The following is a 21,215-nucleotide window of genomic DNA, read 5'->3' on the forward strand; positions in this document are numbered from 1 at the left end:
CCTGGCCGACCAGGTCGTCGAGCAGGCGCGCCATCTCGTGGTCCGGCTCGGCGGTCAGCGCGCGGTCGATCGCCATCCGGGCCAGGGTGCCCTGGCCGTCGCGCCAGGTCAGGTAGCCGAGCAGGCAGGCCGGGGCGGCGACATACCGCGGGTCGGCGCGGCGGACCAGGTCGGTCCAGAGGGCCTGCTGGTCGTCGCCGAGGCGCTCCCAGGCGTACGCGAAGACGGCCGGACTGACCAGCAGGACCGTGAGCCAGGCCGTGGCGTCGTCGGTGAGGCGGCCCCGGGCGCGGTGGCGGCGCTCGGCCGCGCGGACCGCGGCCGTGCCGGCCCGGCGCACCAGCCGCGTGAACCTCTCCTCGTCGGGCACGGTCCGGTCGAGCTCGACCATCCGGGTCTCGGCCCGCCGGGTGGCGGCGGTCATCGCCTCGCGCTCGGGGCCGGTCACCGCGGCCAGCTCGGCGAGCATCGCGGCGCGGCTGGGCCGGGCCCGCAGGCCGTGGAAGGTGGCGGTAGCGGCGGCCACCGACCCGGTGGGCACCCGGCGTTTCTGGTCCGGGTCGCCGGGTCGCCAGTAGTGGCCGTCGTGGACGCGGACGTCGACCTCGTGGTTCACGCCGGCGCTGCCGGGCCCGTACTCGATGAGGAAGGTGCCGTCCGGGCCGTGCTCGGCGGCCACGGCGGCGAGCAGGGCCGGGTCGTCGCCGCACAACACGCAGAGGATCTTGTGCCGGCGGGTCGCGACCAGGACCAGCCCGTCGTGCGGGTGGTAGCCGAGCAGGTACGGGACGACGGCCAGGAGGTCGCCGACACCGCGGACGATGAGGTTCGGGGGCATGGCGGCAATCCTGGCCCGGCCGGCCGGCGGTTGCTCAGCCCCTGTGGACAACCCCGTTGTCCACAGGCGTCACGAACGGAATTGCAGCTCGTGCAGCTCGAGACCATCCTGCTGCCATGCGTGCTCAACCCGATCCAGGTCCATCGTCAGCTCGATCGACGACACCACGTCGTACCCGGCCGCGTGCAGGCTCCGGATGGCGTCCACGTTCCGTGACGACGGCGAGATGGTCAGCGAGGTCATGCTGCGCTTCTTGGCCTCGGCGGCCACATGCCGCAGAAGCTTGCGCCCCACGCCCTTGTGCCGGTGCGACGTGGTCACCACGACCGGCTCCACCTCGCCACCACGGCCGCGCATCACCAGACCGACCATCCCGATCACCCCGTCGTCGGCGTGCTCGGCCACCCAGATTCCGCCCAGATCGAGACGGGTGAGGTACTCCTCGAACCCGGCACCGGCGTCGTCGCCCGCTTCGCCGTACATCGCGTTGTGCTGATTGGTCAGTTCCGACCAGAGTCGGCGGCCGGCGCTGTGGTCCGTCGGCCGGTACGAACGCACCGTGACAGGGTTCATGCGGACAGTTTGACTCCGATTCGTGACGTCCGTAACCCGAAGTGGAAGATAGAGCGGTGGATCTGGCGTACCTCCGCACGCACCCCCAGCACCTCCCGACATTTCTGGAGCACCAGCGCATCCGAGAGACGCCGGTGCCCGGTGGCGACGTGTCCCGCGCGTCCCGCCTCACCCTCGACGACGGCGCTTCCCTGTTCACCAAGACCTGGCCGACGGGTACGCCGCCCGCCGGCTTCTTCGAGGCCGAGGCGGCCGGTCTGTCCTGGCTGGCGTCACCCGGCGTGATCCCGGTGCCGTCGGTGCTGGCCGCGCTGCCGTCGATGATCGCCCTGGAGTGGATCGAGCCCGGCACCCCGTCCCGGGCCGCGGCGGCCGCCTTCGGGCGCGCGCTTGCCGCGTTGCACCGTTCCGGCGCTCCCGGCTTCGGGGCGTCGTGGGGCGGCTTCATCGGCCCGTTGCCGCTGGACAACACGGTGTCAGCCGGTCCATGGGGGCCGTGGTTCGCCGAGCGCCGGCTCCGCCCGTACCTGCGCTTGTCGGTTGATCGCGGCGCCCTGTCCCCCGCCGACGTCCAGGCGGTGGAGCAGGCGATCACGTTCATCGAGGGGTACGAGGACAGCGAGCCCGCCGCGCGCATCCACGGCGACCTGTGGCCCGGCAACGTGCTGTGGTCGGCCGACGGCCAGGCCTGGCTGATCGACCCGGCGGCCCACGGCGGCCACCGCGAGACCGACCTGGCGACCCTGGCCCTGTTCGGCGGCGCTCCCCACCTCGACACGATCCTCGGCGCCTACCGGGACGAATACCCGTTGGCCGACGGTTGGGAGGCCCGCGTACCGCTGCATCAGTTGCACCTGCTTCTTGTGCACACTGCGGCGTTCGGGGCGTCCTATGCCTCTGCGGTGCGCGAGGCTTCTCGCCTCTGAGACTGGCAAGTGCCAGCTCGTCTTCCGTCCTGAGCTATCACCTGCGCTCGGACGTCCCCGCGGGCGTCGCCCCATAGGTGTCGTCAATCACGGTGGAATGGTTATCCACAGGATGGATCAGGCTTCGCGGGAGCCGGGCCGGGCGGGCTAGTTTTGATCGCGTGAGCGAGCTTCGCGAACGGCTGGACGTGCCCGAGGTCATCGTGCGCGGTGGCGGCGGTGTGCGCCCCGGCGGGCTGGTCGACCGGTTCGGGCGGGTGGCCACCGATCTCCGGGTGTCGCTCACCGACCGGTGCAATCTGCGGTGCACCTATTGCATGCCGGCCGAGGGGCTGGCCTGGATGCCGAAGGACGAGCAGCTCACCGACGCCGAGGTGATCCGGCTGGTGCGGGTCGCGGTCGAGCGGCTCGGCATCACCGACGTGCGCTTCACCGGTGGCGAGCCGCTGATCCGGCGTGGTCTGGTCGAGATCGTGCGCGAAACGGTGGCGATGCGGCCACGGCCACGGCTGTCGGTCACCACGAACGGCATCGGGCTGGAGCGGCTGGCCGGGGCGCTGCATGAGGCTGGGCTCGACCGCGTCAACGTCTCCCTGGACACGCTCGATCCGGTCCGTTTCGACGAGCTGACCAGGCGAAACCGCCATGGCGACGTGCTCGCCGGCCTCGCCGCGGCGGCGCGGGCCGGGCTCACTCCGGTGAAGATCAACTCGGTGCTCATGCGCGGCGTGAACGACGACGAGGCGCCGGCGCTGCTGCGCTTCGCGCTCGATCACGGGTACGAGCTGCGGTTCATCGAACAGATGCCACTCGACGCCCAACACCAGTGGGACCGCCACACCATGGTCACCGCCGAAGACATCCTGACGTCCCTGGCCGAGTTCGATCTGCGGCCCGATGAGGTTTCACGTGGAACGGCGCCCGCCGAAACGTGGATCGTCCCCGGCTACCAGGCCCTCGACGGCGGCCCCGCCCGCGTCGGCGTCATCGCCAGCGTGACCAGGCCATTCTGCGGCGACTGCGACCGTACCCGCCTGACCGCCGACGGCCAGATCCGCAACTGCCTCTTCGCCACCGACGAGTCCGACCTGCGCCACCTGCTGCGATCCGGCGCAACCGACGAGGCCATCGCCATCGCCTGGCAGAAGGCCACGCTCCCCAAGCGCCCCGGCCACGGCATCGACAACCCCGCCTTCCTCCAGCCGACCCGCCCCATGTCCGCGATCGGCGGCTGACCCAGATGCCTTCCCCAAAAGCGCCAACGCCCGCGGCCGCTCATGCAGTAGCAACGCCTCATTTCGCCCCGGTGCGGACGGCGACCACGCTTCCTTCCGCGGCCGCCCGGATGGCAGCCAGGCCGACTTCCCCGCCGGCACGGACGGCAACCCGGCCCGGTGGTCGGCGCCCAGCTGCGCCCGGCTGGCGGCTGTGCGATGGTGACGCGACACGAACTTTCCGGGAGGGCGTGGCGATGCTGACGGTCCGCTATTTCGCCGGCGCTCGCGCGGCTGCGGGCGGGCTGCCCGCCGAGCAGGTCTCCGCCGCCACGCTGAACGATGTGATCTCCGTGCTGACCGCCCGCCACGGCGAACGCCTGGCAGTCGTCCTCAAGGCCGCGAGCTTCCTGGTCGACGGCCTGAGCTGCCACAACCCCGACGCGGCACTCCCCTCGGAGGCGACGGTCGACATCCTTCCGCCCTTCGCCGGCGGCTGAGCCACCCCGCTCAACCTTCCCGCCGCTTGACGGGGCGGCCCGAGGCGCTGTCCGCGTGGCCGGAGCGCCTCCTGGTGGGTGACGGGCAGAGGGGGCCGGCGTCGGCGGTCTCCTATGTGCGCTCCGCGATTGTGTGCGCTCCGATCTACTCACGCTTCCGGCCTGTCCGCTCGGGGCTGCGCGATCACGACCAGGACTGCTGCTTGGAGCGAGGAGTGGGACGTGTTGCCTATATGCGCTCAGAGCAAGGGGGCCGAGCACGCTGGTCACGGCGCCCGGGAAGGTGGGCGGTGGAGGTCGTCCGGCTTCACCGCCCTCCACGGCCCCGGTCTGACCGTCGGAATCGGATAGACGGCGCCGGGGCTGGCGGGGCGGATCGACCGTGTTGCGGTGGGTGGGATTAGGGGGCGGGTGGGACTCGGATCGCTGTGAAGATCCTGAGGCCGGGGGTCGGATGGGGCTGGGCTGCTGGAAGATGGAGCGAATGCCCTCTTCGAGGGTGGCCTGGCTTGGTCGGTTGATGGTCAGCCAGGGCTGCGGCGTGGCTGGTAGCGCGCCTGGCGTCGTAGGAGTGATGGGTGCTCGGGTTCATCGGGTTTGCGCTGGTTCTGGTGGTGGGGATTCATCTCTACCTGTGGAAGCGCCTGGTTCGGGACACCATGCGGCCGGGGGCGGGGCGGAAGGTCGCCGGGTTCGCGATGCTTCTGGTGGCGCTGCTCATTCCGGCGACGTTGATCTTCGTTCGTAACGGGTACGTGCAGTGGCTTGCCTGGCCGGGGTATCTCTGGCTGGCCCTGATGTTCTATCTGCTGGTTGCGCTGGTTCTGCTGGAGATTCCGCGGCTTGTCGTCAACCTGGTGTGGCGGGCGGTCGGGCGCCGTGACCGAGAACCGGCCAGCCTTCACGCCGCTCGCTCCACCGGTCTGGGTGGCGGCACCAGCAACCCCGCGACCAGCGACAACGCCGACCCGCTTGCCGAGGACGACGCCACCGCGAAGAACGACGTGGCAACAGACAACGGTGAAGGCGCGAGTAGGAGCAAGGCCGCAGCAGGTGGCGGCACGGCGTCGCCGGCCGGCACGGCCAAGGGATCGGCGCCAGGTGGCAATGCGGCAGACGAGAAAGCGGCAGACGACAAGGCGGGGATCGGGCGACGGCTGCTGCTGGCGCGTGGCGCTGCGATCTTCGCTGGGCTGACGGCCGCGTCGGTCACCGGGTATGGCGTCAAGACCGCGCTGGGCGGGCCTCGGCTTGATCGCGTGCAGATTCCGATGGCCAAACTGCCTCGGGCCATGGACGGCACCCGGCTCGCCGTGGTCTCGGATATTCACCTCGGGCCGCTGACGGGGGCCCGGCACATGGGCCGGATCGTGGAGATGATCAACTCGGTGGACGCCGATGTGGTGTGCATCGTGGGGGACCTGGTTGACGGGTCCGTTGCGGAGCTCGGGCGGTTCGCGGCGCCGCTGGCGGATGTCCGGTCCAAGCAAGGGGCCTACTTCGTCACCGGGAATCACGAGTACTACTCGGGCTTCGAGCAGTGGATCGACGAGGTCGACCGGCTCGGGGTGCGGCCGCTGCGCAATGAGCGGCTGGAGATCGTCACCCGTGGGGGTGCCTTCGACCTGGCGGGAGTCAACGATCTCGGTGGGGCCGCGGTCGGCGACGGGCCGAACTTCGACGCCGCGCTGGGCAACCGGGACGGCGCCAAGCCCGTGGTGCTGATGGCCCACCAGCCGGTGGTCGCCCGTGACGCCGCGCGCTTCGGCGTCGATCTCCAGGTGTCGGGGCACACTCACGGTGGCCAGATGGCTCCGTTCAACTACCTGGTCAAACTCCAGCAACCGGTGGTTTCCGGCTACGGCGAGGTCGATGGCGTGCCGGTCTACGTGACCAACGGCGCCGGCTTCTGGGGGCCGCCGGTCCGGGTCGGCGCCCCTCCGCAGGTCACGCTGATCGAGCTCAAGGCGCCCTGATCCGGGCCATCAAGATCCATAACTGGCTTTGAGCGTGGCGGCGCGCCGGGCCGAGAGCCGACGTGACAGGATGCAGCGCGTGCCCTCGGACAGCGAGGAATACGTAGCGGACCTGCACATCCACTCGCGATTTTCGCGAGCGTGCAGCCGCGACCTGACGCTGCCCAATCTCGCCTGGTGGGCCCGCCGCAAGGGCATCGCGCTGCTCGGCACCGGTGACTTCACCCACCCCGCCTGGCTCGACCATCTCAAGGAGAATCTCGAGCCGGCGGGCCACGGGCTCTACCGGTACGCGGCCGAGGACGAGGTCACCAAGCGGCTGCCGGGCTCGCTGCAGGCTTCCCGCCCAGCGCGATTCATGCTCAGCGTCGAGATCTCCACGATCTACAAGCGCGACGACCGTACGCGTAAGGTCCATCACCTGATCTACCTGCCCGACTTCGAGGCCGCCGCGCGTTTCAACACCGCCCTGGGCCGGATCGGGAACCTCACCGCCGACGGCCGCCCCATCCTCGGCCTCGACTCGCGCGACCTGCTCGAGATCGTGCTCGAGTCGAGCCCGGACGGCTATCTCGTGCCGGCGCACATCTGGACGCCGTGGTTCTCGGCGCTCGGCTCCAAGTCGGGCTTCGACGCGATCGCCGACTGCTACGCCGACCTGGCCGGCCACATCACCGCCGTGGAGACCGGCCTCTCCTCCGACCCGGAGATGAACTGGCGCGTCTCCAGCCTGGACCGCTACGCCCTGGTGTCCAACTCGGACGCTCACTCGCCGCCGGCGCTGGCCCGCGAGGCGACGCTGTACACCGGCGAACCGGACTACGACGCCATCCGAACGAACCGGACCTTGAAGGGCACCCTCGAGTTCTTCCCCGAGGAGGGCAAGTACCACGCCGACGGCCACCGCACGTGCGGCGTGAACTGGGAGCCGCAGAAGACCCGGGAGAACGCCGGCCGATGCCCGGAATGCGGCAAACCGCTGACCGTCGGCGTGCTGAGCCGGGTCGAGGATCTGGCCGATCGTGACGAGCCCAAGATCCGCCCGTACCAACCCGAGCATTTGATCCAGCTGCACGAGATCCTCGGTGAGATCAACGGCGTCGGCCCCAAGTCGAAGACCGTGGACGGCCAGCTCACCCACCTGGTCGCCACGCTCGGCTCGGAGCTGGACATCCTGCGCAGGGCGCCGCTGGACGCGATCGGCCAGGCCGGCGGCGAGAACCTGCGGGAGGCGATCACCCGGTTGCGCGCCGGCCGGGTCCGCCGGGTTCCGGGGTACGACGGGGAGTACGGCGTGATCACCCTGTTCGAGCCGGGTGAGCTGCGGACCGGCGAGCCTCAGCTGGAGACGCTCTTCGACATGCCCGCCGTGCCGCAGCAGCGCAAAGCGGAGCCGCCCAAGGTCAAGGCGCCCGTACCCAAGGTCAAGGAGCCCAAGAAGAAGGCCCGGCCGATCGCCCCGCCGCCGTCCCCGCACGAGCCGTTCGAGCCGATGCTGGCCGGCATGGAGGAGGTCGGCACCGGCCTGCTGGACCGCCTCGACGCGATGCAGCGGGTGGCCGCCTCCGCGCCGGGCGGCCCGCTGCTGATCGTGGCCGGCCCGGGCACCGGCAAGACCCGTACGCTCACCCACCGCATCGCCTACCTCTGCGCCGAGCTGGGCGTCTTCCCCGAGCGCTGCCTGGCCATCACGTTCACCCGCCGGGCCGCCGAGGAGCTGCGCGAGCGCCTGGACGCCCTGCTCGGCGACGTGGCCGAGGACATCACCGTGGGCACGTTCCACTCGGTCGGCCTGACCATCCTCAAGGAGAACGCGAAGCTGGCCGGCCTGCCCGCGAAGTGGCGGGTCGCCGACGACGCCGAGCGCACCCAGGCCCGGGAGCAGTCCGGCGACGACGACCTGGCCTACCGGAAACTGCTCCGCCAGCAGGACCTGGTCGACCTGGACGACCTGATCGCGATGCCGGTGAAGCTGCTCGGCGACGAGCCGGCCCTGGTGGAGAAGTACCGCCGGCGCTGGCAGTGGCTGTTCGTGGACGAGTACCAGGACGTCGACGAGCTGCAGTACGAGCTGCTCCGGCTGCTCAGCCCGGCCGACGGCAACCTGTGCGCGATCGGCGACCCGGACCAGGCGATCTACAGCTTCCGGGGCGCCGACGTGAAGTACTTCCTGCGCTTCAACGAGGACTTCACCGACGCCCGGCTGGTCCGGTTGACCCGTAACTACCGGTCGGCGGCGCCGATCCTGGCCGCGGCGGTGCAGGCGATCGCCCCGTCGTCGCTGGTCAGCGGCCGGCGGCTCGATCCGGCCCGGCTCGACCCGGAGTCGCCGCTGGTCGGGCGGTACCACGCCCGGAGCGTCGCCGACGAGGCCGACTTCGTCGTGCGTACCGTGGACGAACTGGTCGGGGGCCTTTCGCACCGATCGCTGGACAGCGGGCGGGTGGACGGCCGGGCGATCTCACCGGGCACGCTGTCCTTTTCGGACATCGCGGTGCTGTACCGCGCCGACGCCCAGTCCGGGCCGATCGTCGAGGCGTTGTCCCGGGCCGGCATTCCGGTGCAGAAGCGGTCACACAACCGGCTGCGGGACCGGGCCGGCGTGCAGGTGATCGCGCGCGAGTTGCGGCACGCCGACGGCCCGGCCGGTTCGCCGGCCACGCGGGTCAAGCTGGCCGCCCAGGTGCTGGCCCAGCGGTACGCCGCGCCGACCCTGGACGCCGAGCACCTGGCGCCGGACGACATCTGGGCCGCGGCCGAGCTGCTGATGCCGCTGGCCCACCGGATCGGCGACGACCTGCCCCGGTTCCTGCAGGAGATCGCGACCGGCGCCGAGGTCGACGCCCTCGACCCGCGGGCCGAGGCGGTGAACCTGCTGACCCTGCACGCGTCCAAGGGCCTGGAGTTCCCGGTCGTCTTCCTGGTCGGCTGTGAGGACGGGCTGCTCCCGCTGCGCTGGCCGGGCGCGTCGCCGGACGAGGAGGATGTCGCCGAGGAGCGCCGGTTGTTCTTCGTCGGGCTGACCCGGGCCCAGGACCGGCTCTATCTGAGCCACGCGGCGCGGCGGTTCCGGCATGGCACCGAGCGCGAGCAGTCGCCGACACCGTTCCTGGACGCGATCGACGCCGGCCTGTTCGAGCGCCTCGGCGACACGCTCCCGGCCCGCCCGAAGGACCGCCAGCTGCGCCTCATATAACCAGCGTCAGATGAGCAGTGTCGCGAGCGCCCCGCCGAGCAGCGCCGGACCGAACGGCAGTGGGTCACGCCGACCGAGCCGCCGCGTGGCCACCAGCGCGAATGCGGTCGGCCCGACGATCAACGGCGGCAGAGCCAGGCCCAGGAGTACGGTGTGCCAGCCCTGAACACCGAGCCCGAAGGCCAGCACCGCGCCAAGCTTCACGTCCCCGAATCCCAGCCCCTCGCCGGGCAGCAGAGCCACCCCAAAATACAAGGAAAACACCAGAATGGACGCCGCGAGCCCGCGCGCCAGAGCAACCGCCGGCCGGTCGAGAACCGGCAGCACCACGGCCATGGCCAGCAGGAACACCAGTGGGTCGGGCAGCCGGCCGGAGCGCAGGTCGGCCCGCGCCAGGAGCACGCCGACGACCAGCGCGGGAAGAAGGGGCACGGCCGAGACCGTAGCGAGGCGCGAGCGTGCCCCGTTGGACCCTGTGGACAACCGCCCCGGCGCCCTTGGTCAATTACGCGACACACAGGCTGATTTGGGGCGCTTGTCACTCAAGTGTTGCCTGGTCGGCGCGATTTCGGGAGTCACGCCGCGGAAAGTGCACGCTACGGTGGCGTACAGCGAAGACGCGCCCTGGAGGAAACGCTGATGACGCAGAACGGTCCGTACCCCGGCCCGCCGTCGCAGCCGTGGAACAACAACCAGGGCTCGTCGGACGAGCCGTACACCGAACCGGCCGACCCGTGGGGTGACCACCCGACGGAGAGCGCGTCGAGCCCGAACTGGGGCCACCACCAGGCCTCGGTGCCGCCGGCCACCGACACCGGCCATTCGACCATCGCGCCGCAGCCGAACTACGCGAGCCCGCCCCCGCCGGTCTGGGGGCATCAGCCACAGCCACAACAGCCGCGGAAGCGGAACACCCCGATCGTCGCCCTGGTGATCGTGCTCGGCCTGCTGATCTGCGGCGGCCTGGGCACGACGGCCTGGCTGCTCTCGGGCCGGGACGACGACGCGCGCGGCTCGACCGCCGACCCGACCGCCTCGGCCACGACCAACCAGGTCACCGACCCCCAGCCGCGCAGCAGCGAGGACGCGCGGTTCGTCACCAAGGGTCAGTGCGTCCGCAACGAGGGCAACGCCGACAACCCCGAGATGAAGATCGTCGCCTGCGCGAGCGGCACGTTCGAGGTGCTCAAGCGGGTCGACGGGCGGACCACCGGCGAGTCCGACGCCGAGCAGAAGTGCAGCAAGGTGCCGGGGTACACCAAGTGGTACTTCTATGACAGCGAGCTGGACAGCCTCGACTTCGTGCTCTGCCTCAAGGAGCGCTAGGTCGCTCTACGTCCGTCTAGCAATATCGCTAGACGAGCTAAGAGAGCCGCATAAGCGGGTATAGCCAGCTCTAGCGGAAACGCTAGATGCCCCGATACTGTCCTACGGCATGGACCCGGTGCGGAACCCGTACGCTCCCGGCGCAGGTCAGCGGCCTCCCGAGCTGGCCGGCCGCGATCGCGAACTGGACGCCTTCGACGTCGTGCTCGAGCGGGTGGCCCGCGGCCGCCCCGAGCGCAGCCTGGTCCTCACCGGCCTCCGCGGCGTCGGCAAGACCGTTCTGCTCAACACCCTGCGCTCGGCGGCGATCGGCCGGCTCTGGGGCACCGGCAAGATCGAGGCTCGACCCGACCAGTCGCTGCGCCGCCCGGTCAGCGCCGCGCTGCACATGGCGATCCGCGAACTCGCCCCGCATCACCGCGATCCCGACCGGGTCGACGAGGTGCTGGGCGTGCTCAAGGCGTTCGCGCTGCGGGCCAACCACCCCGACGCCAAGCTGCGGGACCGCTGGTCACCGGGCATCGACGTGCCACCGGCGCGGGGCCGGGCCGACTCCGGCGACATCGAGATCGACCTGGTCGAGCTGTTCACCGACGCCGCCTCGCTGGCCACCGACGTGGGCACCGGCATCGCCCTGTTCATCGACGAGATGCAGGACCTGGGCCCGGCCGACGTCTCCGCGCTGTGCGCCGCCTGCCATGAGCTCTCCCAGCTCGGGGCGCCGCTGATCGTGGTCGGCGCCGGGCTGCCCCACCTGCCGGCCGTGCTCTCGGCGGCCAAGTCGTACTCCGAACGCCTGTTCCGCTACCAGCGCATCGACCGGCTCGACCGGATCGCCGCCGACCTGGCCCTGGGCGCGCCGGCCGCCCGGGAGGACGTGGCCTACGAACCCAAGGCCCTCGATCTGCTGTACGAGAAGTCCGGCGGCTACCCCTACTTCGTGCAGGCGTACGGGAAGGCGACCTGGGACCACGCCCCGCAGTCGCCGGTCTCCGACGCGGACGTCCGGGTGGCCGCGCCCGAGGCCGAGGCCGAGCTGGCGGTCGGCTTCTTCGGGTCGCGGTTCGAGCGGGCCACGCCGGCCGAGCGGGAGTACATGCGGGCGATGGCCCAGCTCGGCGGGGAGGCCGCGGACGACATGGACCACTCGGTGCCGACCTCGGACATCGCCAACGCGCTCGGCCGCAAACCGGCCAGTCTGTCTCCGGCCCGGGACGCCCTGATCAAGAAGGGGCTGATCTACTCGGGCGAGCGCGGCACGGTCGCCTTCACGGTTCCACATTTCGGCCGCTACCTGCGTACGCAACCCTGATCCGCGGGTATACAGGGGTTCATGAAGCCCGTACGCACTGTTGCTCGCGTCATGCTCTCGGCGATCTTCGTGTCCAGCGGCATCAAGGTGCTGCTCGACCCGGACAGCCGGGCCGAGTCCGCCGGCCGGGTCACCGGCCGAATGGGGCCGTGGCTGGAGAAGGTCGACCCGCGCCTGCCCACTGACACCCGCACGCTGATCCGCATCAAGGGGGTCGCCGACGTCGTGGCCGGGGCCCTGCTCGCCTCGGGACACCTGACCCGCCCGGCCGCCGGGGTGCTGGCCGCCGGTCTGGTGCCGACCACGGTCGCCGGCCACGCGTTCTGGGCGGTTCCGGCCGAACAGCGGGCGGCGCAGCGTACCCAATTCCTGAAGAACCTCGGTCTGCTCGGCGGTCTGCTGCTCGCCGCGGCCGACACCGAGGGGCGGCCCGGGCTGGCGTACCGCACGACGCACGCGGTGGATCGCTCCCAGCGCGGATTGAAGCGGGCCGTGCGCACGGCACGCCGCGAGGCGAAGATCGCCACGATGTCCGCCGCCGCGGGTCGCAAGCTCGGGTGACCTCCGGAGCACCATCGGCGTTGAACGCTCAGGGGGCCGTGAAATTGGTCCGAGCGTTCTAAGCTGGCCCCGGCGTGCGAAGCGGGGGTGCCGTGCGGACGATGGCTGGGCGAGTGCGCGGGCTGAGGCCCCCGCGACGGTCCATCGTGGTCACTGTGGGTGCGGCCGCCGCGCTCGTTGCGGTCACGATCATGATGCAGCGGTACGCCCTGAGCACGCTGGCCGTCGATCGGGCGGCGATCCGGGGCTGGCTGGCCGGTGACGGGTTGTATTCCTACCATGATCCGGCGACGATGCTCGGCACCGCGATCTCGCCCCCGGGCGCCTTCGCGATGGTGCCGCTCGCGCTGCTCCCGCTGAACCTGGGCGGGTGGCTGCTGGCCCTGGCCGGCCTGGCCGCGCTGACGCTGGCGCTGGTCGCGCTGGCCGGCCCGATCGCGCGACGGCACCGCCGTCCGGCGTACCCCATCGTGCTCGTCGCTCTTCTGCTCGCGCTGGCCACCGAGCCGGTGCGGGCCGTGCTCGGGCTGGGTCGCTGGGACCTCGTGCTGTTCGGCCTGATCGTGGCCGACCTGATCGGGCTGCGCCGGAGCGCGTGGGCCCGCAGCCGGGCGATCTGGTGGCCGGGCCGCCGCTCGACGGCGCCACGCGGGCCGCTGGGGCGGTTCTGGGCCACCGGGGCGTGGGCGGGCGCCGGGATCGGGCTGGCCACCGCGATCGCCGTCGGCCCGGCGCTGTTCATCCTCTACCTGGCGATCACCCGGCAGTGGCGGGCCGCCCTGATCGCGCTGGGCACCGCGGCGACCCTGGCCGCGGCCACCCTGCTGGCGGCGCCGGGCACGAAGTCGGCGTGGTTCGGCGAGGTGCTGTGGCGACTCGACCGCACCGGCGGCGTCGACCAGACCGGCAACCAGTCGCTGGCCGGCGTGCTGGCCCGGCTGTACGACTCGGCCACCACGCCGATCCTGCTCTGGGCGTCGTTCGCGCTGCTGCTGGTCGCCGTGGGTTTCATCCGGGCCCGGTCGGCCCACCTGGAGGGCGACGAGGTCACCGCGTTCACCCTGGTCGGGCTGACCGGGGCGATCATCGGGCCGGTGACGCTCACCGGCGAGCTGATCTGGGTGCTGCCGGCCGTGCTGCTGCTGGCCGCGGCCGGGGCGCGGGCGCGGTGGGAGGCGGTCCGGCCGCGGCCCGGCGTGCTCGGGCGGTTCCCGGGGCTGGGCTGGTTCGCCGCCGCCGGGGGCGGCTACCTGCTGTTCGTGGCCGCGCCGATCTGGACCGTCGACGACGTGCTGGTCCGCAACGCGTACGCCATCGCCCTGATCGTGATCGTCAACGCGCTGCCCTGGAACTCGGGCACGGCGCCGGCCTTCCCGATCGACCGCTGGGTGACGCAGCGGTCGAGGCTCAGGGACAGTTGACCCATTCCTCGGTGCCGTCGGTGAAGAGCTGACGCTTCCAGATCGGCAGCCGGGCCTTGGCCTCGTCGACCAGCCGGGCGCAGGCGGCGAAGGCGGCCGCGCGATGGGCCGTGCTCACCGCCGCGACCAGGGCGACATCGCCGATCTTGAGGGAACCGACGCGATGGGAGACGGCCACCGCGAAGACGTCCGGGTCGGCGGCGATCTCGTCGGCCACCTCGCGGAGCACGGCCTCGGCGGTCGGGTGACCCTCGTAGTCGAGCAGGGTGACCCCGCGACCGCCGTCGTGGTCACGCACGACGCCCTGGAACGAGACGACCGCGCCGGCCCGCGGATCGTTGACCGCCGCCTCGTGCGCGGCGAGATCGAGCGGCACGTCGCCGACCTGCACGATCACCACGGTCATCGGCGTTCTCCGGCTTGGAGGGGCAGGGGCAGGAACGGGAGCAGGTCGCCGGCGGCCGCCTCGGTGCCGGGGTCGACCAGCAGGAAACCGTGCGCGTTGGCCAGCCCGCGCAGCATGGCCGAGCCGACGTGACCGACCGGGGTGGCCGACCGGCCGCAGGCGTCGAGCCGGGCCAGCGCCAGGTGGGTGTCGTTGCCGCGACCCTTCACCGGGGCGGTCGTGACCACCACCGGCAGCGTCGGCTCGGGGCGCCCGGCCAGCCCGTCGAGCAGCGGCTGCACCAGCGTGACCAGGGCGATCACCGCGGACTGGGGGTTGCCGGGCAGCCCGGCCAGGAAGCGGTCACGGCCGTCGGCGCCCTGGGCCCGGGCCAGCAGCATCGGGAAGCCGGGACGCACCCCGACCGTGTTGACCACGTATTCGGCGTTCAGCTCGGCCAGCGCCGGGTGCAGGTGGTCGACCGGGCCGTGCATGGTGCCGCCGGTCGTGCAGACCAGGTCGGCGGTCTCGAACGCCGCACGGATGGCGGCCAGATGGGCCTCGAGGGTGTCCTCGACCGGGCCGGCCACCTGGGCCGAGGTGATCTCGGCGCCACAGCGCCGCAGCCAGGCGGGCATCTGCGGGCCGAGCGAGTCGCGAACCCGGCCGTCGCCGGGCGGGCCGCTGGTCAGCAGCTCGTCGCCGAAGATCCGGAGCGCGGCCCGGGCCCGGGCGCTGACCGTGAGCGATTCGTAACCGCAGGTGGCGGCGACGCCGATCACCGCCGGGTCGATCGCGGTGCCGGCCGGGATCAGCTCTTCGCCCTTGGTCGCCTCCTCGCCGGGCAGGCGCCACTCGGGCGCCGGGCGGGGCGTTCCGCTGACCCGGCCCTCGGCGTCCTGGGTGGACTCCTCGACGCGGATCAGCGCCTCGGCGCCGGCCGGGACCATCGCGCCGGTGGCGATCTCGACGCAGGTGCCCGGCTCGGTCAGCGCCTCGGGGGTGTGGCCGGCCAGCACGCGGCCGGTCGGTCGCCACGGCGCCGGGCCCCGCACGGCCCAGCCGTCGATGCTGGAGGTGGGGAAGGCGGGCAGGTCGGTGAGGGCGAGCAGGGGCTCGGCGAGGGTACGCCCGTCGGCCGCGTCGAGCCGGACGACCTCGGCCGGGCCCGCCGCCGCGCGACCCGCCTCGTAGGCCAGCCGCCGGGCGGTCACCCAATCCACAGCGCTCACGCCTCGACCCTACTGCGTCGGTGACCGCGCCCGGGTCTGGCTGCCCTCGCGTCCGCCCTCCCGTTCCCTCAGTGGTCGCCGCCTCGGATCTGGTCGGTCGTGTGTTTCAGGAGGGGGCCGAGGACCGCCAGGCCGTCCTTCGCGCCGCCGGTGGAGCCGGGCAGGTTGACGATCAGCGTGCGCCCGGCCACCCCGGCCAGGCCGCGGGACAGGGCGGCGGTCGGCACCTTGTCGCGGCTGTGCGCCCGGATCGCCTCGGCGATGCCCGGGATCTCGAAGTCGAGCACGCCGCGGGTCGCCTCGGGGGTGCGGTCGGTCGGCGTGACGCCGGTGCCGCCGCTGGTCAGCACCACGTCGAAGTCCTCGGCCACGGCCGCGCGCAGCGCCTCGGCGACCGGGTCGCCGTCGGGCACCACGACCGGCTCGCCGGGCACCTCACAGCCCAGGTCGCGCAGGCCGGCCACGAGCAGGGGGCCGCTGGTGTCGGCGTAGACGCCGGCCGAGGCGCGGTTGGACGCGACGATCACCCGGGCCCTCATCCGCGGTGCTCCGGGCGTACCCAATCGCCGGTCTTGCCGCCCTCTTTGCGCAGCACCCGCACCGCCTCGACGCTGGCCGCGGGGTCGACCGCCTTGACCATGTCGATCAGCGTCAGACCGGCGACGGCGACCGCGGTCAGCGCCTCCATCTCGACGCCGGTGCGGTCGGCGGTCTTCGTGGCCGCGATGATCTCGACGCCGCCGTCGGTGAGCTCGAGATCGACGGTCACGCCGGTCAGCGCGATCGGGTGGCAGAGCGGGACCAGGTCGGGGGTGCGCTTGGCGCCCATGATCCCGGCGATCCGGGCCACGGCCAGCGCATCTCCCTTGGGCAGACCGTCGCCCCGGAGCAGGGCGACGACCTCGGGCGTGGTGACGAGACGGCCGGCCGCGACCGCGCGGCGGGCACTCACAGACTTGGCCGACACGTCAACCATGCGGGCCGCGCCCGTCTCGTCGACGTGAGTCAGCTGGGATTCGTCGGGCATAACGGGAGTTTAACGACCTCGACAAAAAATCGGATTCGCATATCCGGGCCAGAGGACGCACAATTCCACTACGACAAATTACGGCACCTCTCCGCTGGTCAGCGGCATGCCGGTCCGTTGATAACTACACATCAGTGGATATTGATTGTCAATCCTTTGGGTTAGCAGAAAAACACTGTCCGCTATTCGGATACTCCGGCCAAACCCACCGTCTACATTGCCGTGAGTTCTTGATTCGAAACATTCTGTGACGCCGGTGCGTCGGATTCTCGCTTTCTGCGCATACCGACATGAATGCCTACCAATGTGGCAACGGATCACATAACGTTCCTCATGTCGCGACACGGTCTACATCGACAAGGACTTCGGAAGGGCTCGCGAAGGCCCACCGAGGACCCAGGGGGTTAAGGAGAGCGCCATGCGTGGATCTGAGTGGACCTGAGCTAGATGCGCCGGGCCCGTCCGTCGCAATACGCTGAGCCTTGGCCGGCAGCTCGTCCGGCCGCTCGCCGCGGAGGGCCTGTGACTCACGAGACAAGCTCCAACGACGACGTGACTGACAAGCGGCTCGCGCTGCTGGTCAGTCTCGTCGTCGTTGCGGGTGGAATCGCCGTGGTGACGTCACTGGGCACCGCCTGGCTGGCCCCCGAGGGCCGCCCGACGTTCCTGGTCTCGGCCGGCATCATCGCCGCCATCGCGGTCGGCAGCCGCACTCAGTGGCGGATCCGCATCCTGTCGCACGGCCGGGGCATCTCCTGGCCCGAGGTCGGCGTCCTGGTCGGGCTCGCGGTCATGCCGCCGGTCTGGGTGATCATCTGCACCTGCGCGGCCATCGCGATCGCGAAGTTCACCGCCGGCCTCACCCTTCAGAAGGCGTTCTTCGGGGTCGGGCACGACGTTCTCGGCGCGACGGCGGCCGCGTTGGTCTTCGCGGCTCTCGAGGTGCCGCACAACGTCGATGACCCCCAGCTGCGGGCCGGCGCGCTGGCCCTGGCCACGCTGGCCATGTGGCTGGTCGACGAATCACTGGTGGTGCCGGTCATCGCGCTGGCCACCCGGGTCAGCCTGCGGCAGTCGCTACGGGCCAACTGGGACATGCGGCTGATCGGCACGGTCGCCCGCTACGTGGTCGCCGCCCTGGTCATCGGCATTCTGTCGCTCGGCGGCGACGCCCGCCTCCTGCTGCTGGTCGTGCCCCTGGTCATGTGCATGCACCTCTGGCAGACCGCACAGATCCGCAACCGTGAGGAGCGGCGCTCCTGGCAGCGGCTGGCCGAGGCGACCGACGAGCTCAACGTCACCGACCTGACCGCCGTGCTGGCCGCCGGGGTGACCCGCACGGCCCAGCTCTTCTCGGTCGACGAGGTCGACATCGAGCTGCTCCTGGGCGACACGAAACGGCTGGTCCGCGGCAGCTCCGACGGCCTCCGGTACGACGGGCCGACCGCCGCCGCGCCGGCCCGCGACGGCGCCGAGATCGTCCGGCGGCTCGCCGGGCACGACGGCAGCAACCCGATGGGCGAGCTGCGGCTGCGGCTGAGCCGCTCGGTCAAACTCTCCGGGTCGGAGAACTACAAGCTTCAGACGTTCGCCTCGGCGCTCTACACGGCCATCCGCAACGCCGCGGCGTACGCCGAACTGGAACGCATCTCGGCCGAGCACGCGTACGACGCCGCGCACGACCCGCTGACCGGCCTGGCCAACCGCCGCGAGCTGCTCGACCAGGCCGGCCGGATGTTCACCGAACGCCCCGACGAGGGCATGCTGGCGCTGCTGCTGATCGACCTCAACCACTTCAAGGAGGTCAACGACACGCTCGGGCACGCGGCCGGCGACGAGGTGCTGCGCGAGGTGGCGGTCCGGCTGCAGAGCGCCGCCCGGCCGGCCGACCTGGTGGCCCGGCTCGGCGGCGACGAGTTCGCGGTGCTGCTCACCGGACTGCCGTCCCCGGCGATGGCCCGGCACCGGGCCGAGACCCTGCTCGCCGCCCTCGACCACACGATCGACGTGGACGGCATGCGCCTGACCGTGGAGGCGTGCGGCGGCATCGCCCTGGCCCCCGGCTCGGGCGGCGTCACCGAGCTGCTGCGCCGCGCCGACGTGGCCATGTACCAGGCGAAACGCTCCGGCACCCGAACCGCCGACTACGCGCACTCGCGGGACACCGCCGACGTCGGCCGGCTCATGCTCGGCGGCGAGGTCCGCCGGGCGGTCGCCGAGCTGGAATTCTCCGTCGACTTCCAGCCCATCGTCGACCTGGGCAGCGGCGAGGTGGTCGCGGCCGAGGCGCTGGCCCGCTGGCACCACCCCGAACACGGCGACCTGACCCCGATGCAGTTCCTCGAGACCATCGAGCGGTCCGGGCAGTTGCCCGCCTTCGCCGACGCCGTCCTCGAACAGTCGCTGGCCGCCGCCGACGCGTGGCGCGAGGCCGGCTTCGACATCCCGGTCGCGGTCAACGTGTCGCCCCGCAGCCTGCTCGACCCCGACTTCCCCGAGGCGGTCCGGTCCCGGCTCAGCAACCACGGTGTCCCGTCCGACCGGCTCGTGCTCGAACTGGCCGAGACGCTGACCATCAGTCAGCTCGAGGTGGTCGAGCGCGCGCTCGTCGAGTTGCGCGACGCTGGGGTACGCCTGGTGCTCGACGATTTCGGCGCCGGTGTGTCGCCGCTGTCCGTGCTCAGCCGGATCCCCGTGCACCAGTTGAAGATCGGGCGCGAGTTCGTGGCCGCGGTGGAGACCTCCACCGAGGCGGCGGCGGTCATCCGGTCCACCGTGGACCTGGCCCGCAGCATGCACCTCACGGTCATCGCCGACGGGGTGGAGAGCGAACCCCAGCGCGCGGCGCTGTGGGAACTCGGCTGCGTGGCCGGCCAGGGCCACCTCTTCGCCCGCCCGATGCGCGGCGGCCGGCTGCTGGCGGCGTTGCAGCGTGGCACCGGCGGCCGGCCGGGCGTGCTGGCCGGCGCCCTGCACGACGTCGGCTCCGTGGTGCGGCTGCCACGCCGCCGGCCTCCCGGCCCCCACCGATCGTCTCTGCCACACTTGCCCGCGTGATCGCCCGACTGCTCACCCGCGCCGACCAGGCCGCGGGCGGGCGGATCCTGGACGCGGCGCTCTACGCCCTCTCCGGGTTGTTCGCGCTGGTCACGGCGCTGTCGTCGACCCTGTTACCCCATCGGGCGTGGGGTTCGGTGGCGGCCTGGGGTTACCTGGCGGCGCTGCTGCTAACGCCGTTGGTCCATCGCCTGCTCCTCACCTGGGCGACGTTCGCCGCGGTGTCGCTGCTGCCGCTGGTCATCCAGGCCGTGCAGCGGGCCGGTGGGCGTCTCGACCGGGCCCAGGAAGAGGTCTCGGTCGTCGAGGAGATGGGTCACGGGCTGGCGTCGACCGGGTCGCCCTATCTCTCGCGCGCGGACATCGCCGCTCTTCCCGCTCAGGATCAACTCGACGCTTATCACCCCTATCAGCCCGGAATGGCGGTCTTCGGGCTACCGCGGGCGTGGTTCGGGGACTTCTGGTGGACCGACTCGCGCGTGTGGTTCGCCGTCGTCATGGTCGGCGCGGTGGCCTGGGCGACACGACTTCTCCTGACAACCGGCTTGGAGGTGCGGGCCCTCCAGGCGGCGACGATCTTTCCGGTCTGCGCGCTCACCCTCGCCACCGGCGGCGACGACATGCCGGTGCTGGCGCTCTGCCTGCTGGCGATCGCGTTCTGCGCCCGACATCGCTTCGGCGCGGCCGGGCTCGCGGTCGGCGCGGCGGCGGCGCTCAAGCCCTTCGCCTTCCCGGTGGTGATCGTGCTGGCGGTGCTGGCCTTCGCGACCCGCCCGCCCAGGAACAGCCCGGACGCCGGCCGCCCGTGGCGGCGCTTCCTGCCCGGTGCGGTCGGCCTGCCGGTGCTGGCCCTGGTGCCGGCGTTGCTGGTGAACGCGGACGCGTACGTCGAGAACGTGGTCCGGTTCCCGCTCGGGCACGGCCTGGTGAGCAGCCCCGCGCAGTCACCGTTCCCCGGCTATCTGATCGCGTCGTCCGTGCCGGGCGGGCGGTACGTGGCGCTCGGCCTGCTGGTTCTGGCCGGACTCACGATCGCCGCGCTGCTCCTGCGCCGCCCGCCGCGTACCGCCGCCTCGGCCGCCCTCTTCTGCGGGTACGGCCTGCTGACCGCGATCCTGCTGATGCCGACGACGCGGTTCGGCTACCTGCTGTACCCGATCGCGTTCCTCGTCTGGGCGACGGCACTCAGCAGACCCACAGCAACATCGGCCCCGCGAAGAGACACGGCCTTGTACCGTCAGTGAATGCAGATGACCTGCCCCAAGTGTCACGGCGAGATGCGGAACTACGAGCGCAGCGGCGTGACCATCGATCAGTGCACGGAGTGTCGCGGCATCTTCCTTGATCGCGGTGAGCTGGAAAAACTCTTCGAGGCCGAGGCGAACTGGCAACAGCGTCAGAGCGCCGGTGGCCCGCCCCGGCCGCAGCAGGCGCCGGCCCCGGGTGGCGCGTACAGTCCACCGCCCCCGCCGCCCGCCCACGGTGGCGGTTACGCGGCGCCGCCGCCCCCACCGGTTCACGGCTACCCGCCGGCGCCGGCCCCGGGTTACGGCCAGCCCGCCTACGGACAGGCGGCACACGGCGGCGGCTACCACGGCCACTACCGCCAGCGCGGTCACCACGGTCACTACAAGCGCCGCAAGGGCTTCCTCGGCGAACTGTTCGACTGAG

18 protein-coding genes and 1 pseudogene are annotated in these 21,215 nt (G+C 71.7%); 12 read left to right on the forward strand and 7 right to left on the reverse strand.

From position 1 onward, the window contains the following. Window positions 1-10 precede the first annotated feature (10 nt). Window positions 11-838, reverse strand: a pseudogene (locus AB0M54_RS31335) (DUF4192 domain-containing protein); the annotation flags it as partial. A 69-nt stretch (window positions 839-907) separates the two neighbouring features. Beyond that, window positions 908-1,411 carry a GNAT family N-acetyltransferase gene (locus tag AB0M54_RS31340; RefSeq protein ID WP_364312402.1) on the reverse strand — a complete coding sequence of 168 codons (504 nt, stop codon included), beginning with the start codon at window positions 1,409-1,411 and terminating at the stop codon, window positions 908-910. A 56-nt stretch (window positions 1,412-1,467) separates the two neighbouring features. On the opposite strand from AB0M54_RS31340, the gene AB0M54_RS31345 reads away from it, so the two are divergent. The 5 genes from AB0M54_RS31345 (at window position 1,468) to AB0M54_RS31365 (ending at window position 9,223) form a co-directional block, all read left to right on the forward strand. Next, window positions 1,468-2,337 carry a fructosamine kinase family protein gene (locus AB0M54_RS31345; protein WP_364312400.1) on the forward strand — a complete coding sequence of 290 codons (870 nt, stop codon included), beginning with the start codon at window positions 1,468-1,470 and terminating at the stop codon, window positions 2,335-2,337. 221 nt (window positions 2,338-2,558) lie between these two features. Next, window positions 2,559-3,572, forward strand: coding sequence for a GTP 3',8-cyclase MoaA (gene moaA, locus AB0M54_RS31350; protein WP_364316934.1), 1,014 nt, complete (start codon window positions 2,559-2,561; stop codon window positions 3,570-3,572). A 236-nt stretch (window positions 3,573-3,808) separates the two neighbouring features. Continuing rightward, a complete protein-coding gene (locus AB0M54_RS31355) occupies window positions 3,809-4,051 on the forward strand; it encodes a MoaD/ThiS family protein (protein WP_364312397.1) in 243 nt (80 codons plus the stop codon). A 578-nt stretch (window positions 4,052-4,629) separates the two neighbouring features. Then, a complete protein-coding gene (locus tag AB0M54_RS31360; protein ID WP_364475292.1) occupies window positions 4,630-6,027 on the forward strand; it encodes a metallophosphoesterase in 1,398 nt (465 codons plus the stop codon). A gap of 70 nt (window positions 6,028-6,097) precedes the next feature. Beyond that, complete coding sequence (locus AB0M54_RS31365; protein ID WP_364475294.1) at window positions 6,098-9,223, forward strand: UvrD-helicase domain-containing protein; 3,126 nt, start codon at window positions 6,098-6,100, stop codon at window positions 9,221-9,223. A gap of 6 nt (window positions 9,224-9,229) precedes the next feature. On the opposite strand, the gene AB0M54_RS31370 is transcribed toward AB0M54_RS31365, so the two are convergent. Further along, window positions 9,230-9,655 (reverse strand): prepilin peptidase, encoded by a 426-nt coding sequence (locus tag AB0M54_RS31370; protein WP_364312389.1) that lies wholly within the window; start codon window positions 9,653-9,655, stop codon window positions 9,230-9,232. A 207-nt stretch (window positions 9,656-9,862) separates the two neighbouring features. On the opposite strand from AB0M54_RS31370, the gene AB0M54_RS31375 reads away from it, so the two are divergent. The 4 genes from AB0M54_RS31375 to AB0M54_RS31390 all read left to right on the forward strand — a co-directional run bounded on the left by AB0M54_RS31375 (window position 9,863) and on the right by AB0M54_RS31390 (window position 13,843). Beyond that, window positions 9,863-10,549 (forward strand): hypothetical protein, encoded by a 687-nt coding sequence (locus AB0M54_RS31375; protein ID WP_364312386.1) that lies wholly within the window; start codon window positions 9,863-9,865, stop codon window positions 10,547-10,549. A 109-nt stretch (window positions 10,550-10,658) separates the two neighbouring features. After that, window positions 10,659-11,861: an ATP-binding protein gene (locus AB0M54_RS31380; RefSeq protein WP_364312384.1), complete on the forward strand. Its 1,203-nt coding sequence runs from the start codon at window positions 10,659-10,661 to the stop codon at window positions 11,859-11,861. Window positions 11,862-11,882: 21 nt separating this feature from the next. Next, a complete protein-coding gene (locus AB0M54_RS31385; protein ID WP_364475296.1) occupies window positions 11,883-12,422 on the forward strand; it encodes a DoxX family protein in 540 nt (179 codons plus the stop codon). Between the two features lie 146 nt (window positions 12,423-12,568). Further along, window positions 12,569-13,843 carry a glycosyltransferase 87 family protein gene (locus AB0M54_RS31390; RefSeq protein ID WP_364312378.1) on the forward strand — a complete coding sequence of 425 codons (1,275 nt, stop codon included), beginning with the start codon at window positions 12,569-12,571 and terminating at the stop codon, window positions 13,841-13,843. Here the strand turns inward: AB0M54_RS31390 and AB0M54_RS31395 are convergent. From AB0M54_RS31395 to moaC, 4 genes are all read right to left on the reverse strand, one after another. Beyond that, window positions 13,830-14,249 (reverse strand): molybdenum cofactor biosynthesis protein MoaE, encoded by a 420-nt coding sequence (locus tag AB0M54_RS31395; protein ID WP_364312375.1) that lies wholly within the window; start codon window positions 14,247-14,249, stop codon window positions 13,830-13,832. The genes AB0M54_RS31390 and AB0M54_RS31395 overlap by 14 nt on opposite strands. Beyond that, window positions 14,246-15,460, reverse strand: a complete 1,215-nt coding sequence (locus tag AB0M54_RS31400) for a molybdopterin molybdotransferase MoeA (protein ID WP_364475298.1) — start codon at window positions 15,458-15,460, stop codon at window positions 14,246-14,248. Before AB0M54_RS31400 ends, AB0M54_RS31395 begins: the two co-directional genes overlap by 4 nt. Before the next feature lie 68 nt (window positions 15,461-15,528). Further along, the gene (locus AB0M54_RS31405) at window positions 15,529-15,999 is read right to left on the reverse strand and encodes a MogA/MoaB family molybdenum cofactor biosynthesis protein (protein WP_364475300.1); all 471 of its coding nucleotides are present in this window, start codon (window positions 15,997-15,999) and stop codon (window positions 15,529-15,531) included. Continuing rightward, the gene (gene moaC, locus AB0M54_RS31410; protein ID WP_364312366.1) at window positions 15,996-16,487 is read right to left on the reverse strand and encodes a cyclic pyranopterin monophosphate synthase MoaC; all 492 of its coding nucleotides are present in this window, start codon (window positions 16,485-16,487) and stop codon (window positions 15,996-15,998) included. Before moaC ends, AB0M54_RS31405 begins: the two co-directional genes overlap by 4 nt. A gap of 522 nt (window positions 16,488-17,009) precedes the next feature. On the opposite strand from moaC, the gene AB0M54_RS31415 reads away from it, so the two are divergent. From AB0M54_RS31415 to AB0M54_RS31425, 3 genes are read left to right on the forward strand one after another with little or no spacing between them, the layout of a single operon-like run. Beyond that, a complete protein-coding gene (locus AB0M54_RS31415; protein WP_364312364.1) occupies window positions 17,010-19,544 on the forward strand; it encodes a bifunctional diguanylate cyclase/phosphodiesterase in 2,535 nt (844 codons plus the stop codon). Next, window positions 19,544-20,788, forward strand: coding sequence for a glycosyltransferase 87 family protein (locus AB0M54_RS31420; protein ID WP_364475335.1), 1,245 nt, complete (start codon window positions 19,544-19,546; stop codon window positions 20,786-20,788). The genes AB0M54_RS31415 and AB0M54_RS31420 overlap by 1 nt, the downstream gene beginning before the upstream one ends. Then, window positions 20,789-21,214: a zf-TFIIB domain-containing protein gene (locus AB0M54_RS31425; RefSeq protein WP_364312362.1), complete on the forward strand. Its 426-nt coding sequence runs from the start codon at window positions 20,789-20,791 to the stop codon at window positions 21,212-21,214. It begins immediately after the preceding gene. Window position 21,215 lies beyond the last annotated feature (1 nt).

Source organism: Actinoplanes sp. NPDC051470, assembly GCF_040682035.1.
Classification (GTDB): Bacteria; Actinomycetota; Actinomycetes; order Mycobacteriales; family Micromonosporaceae; genus Actinoplanes.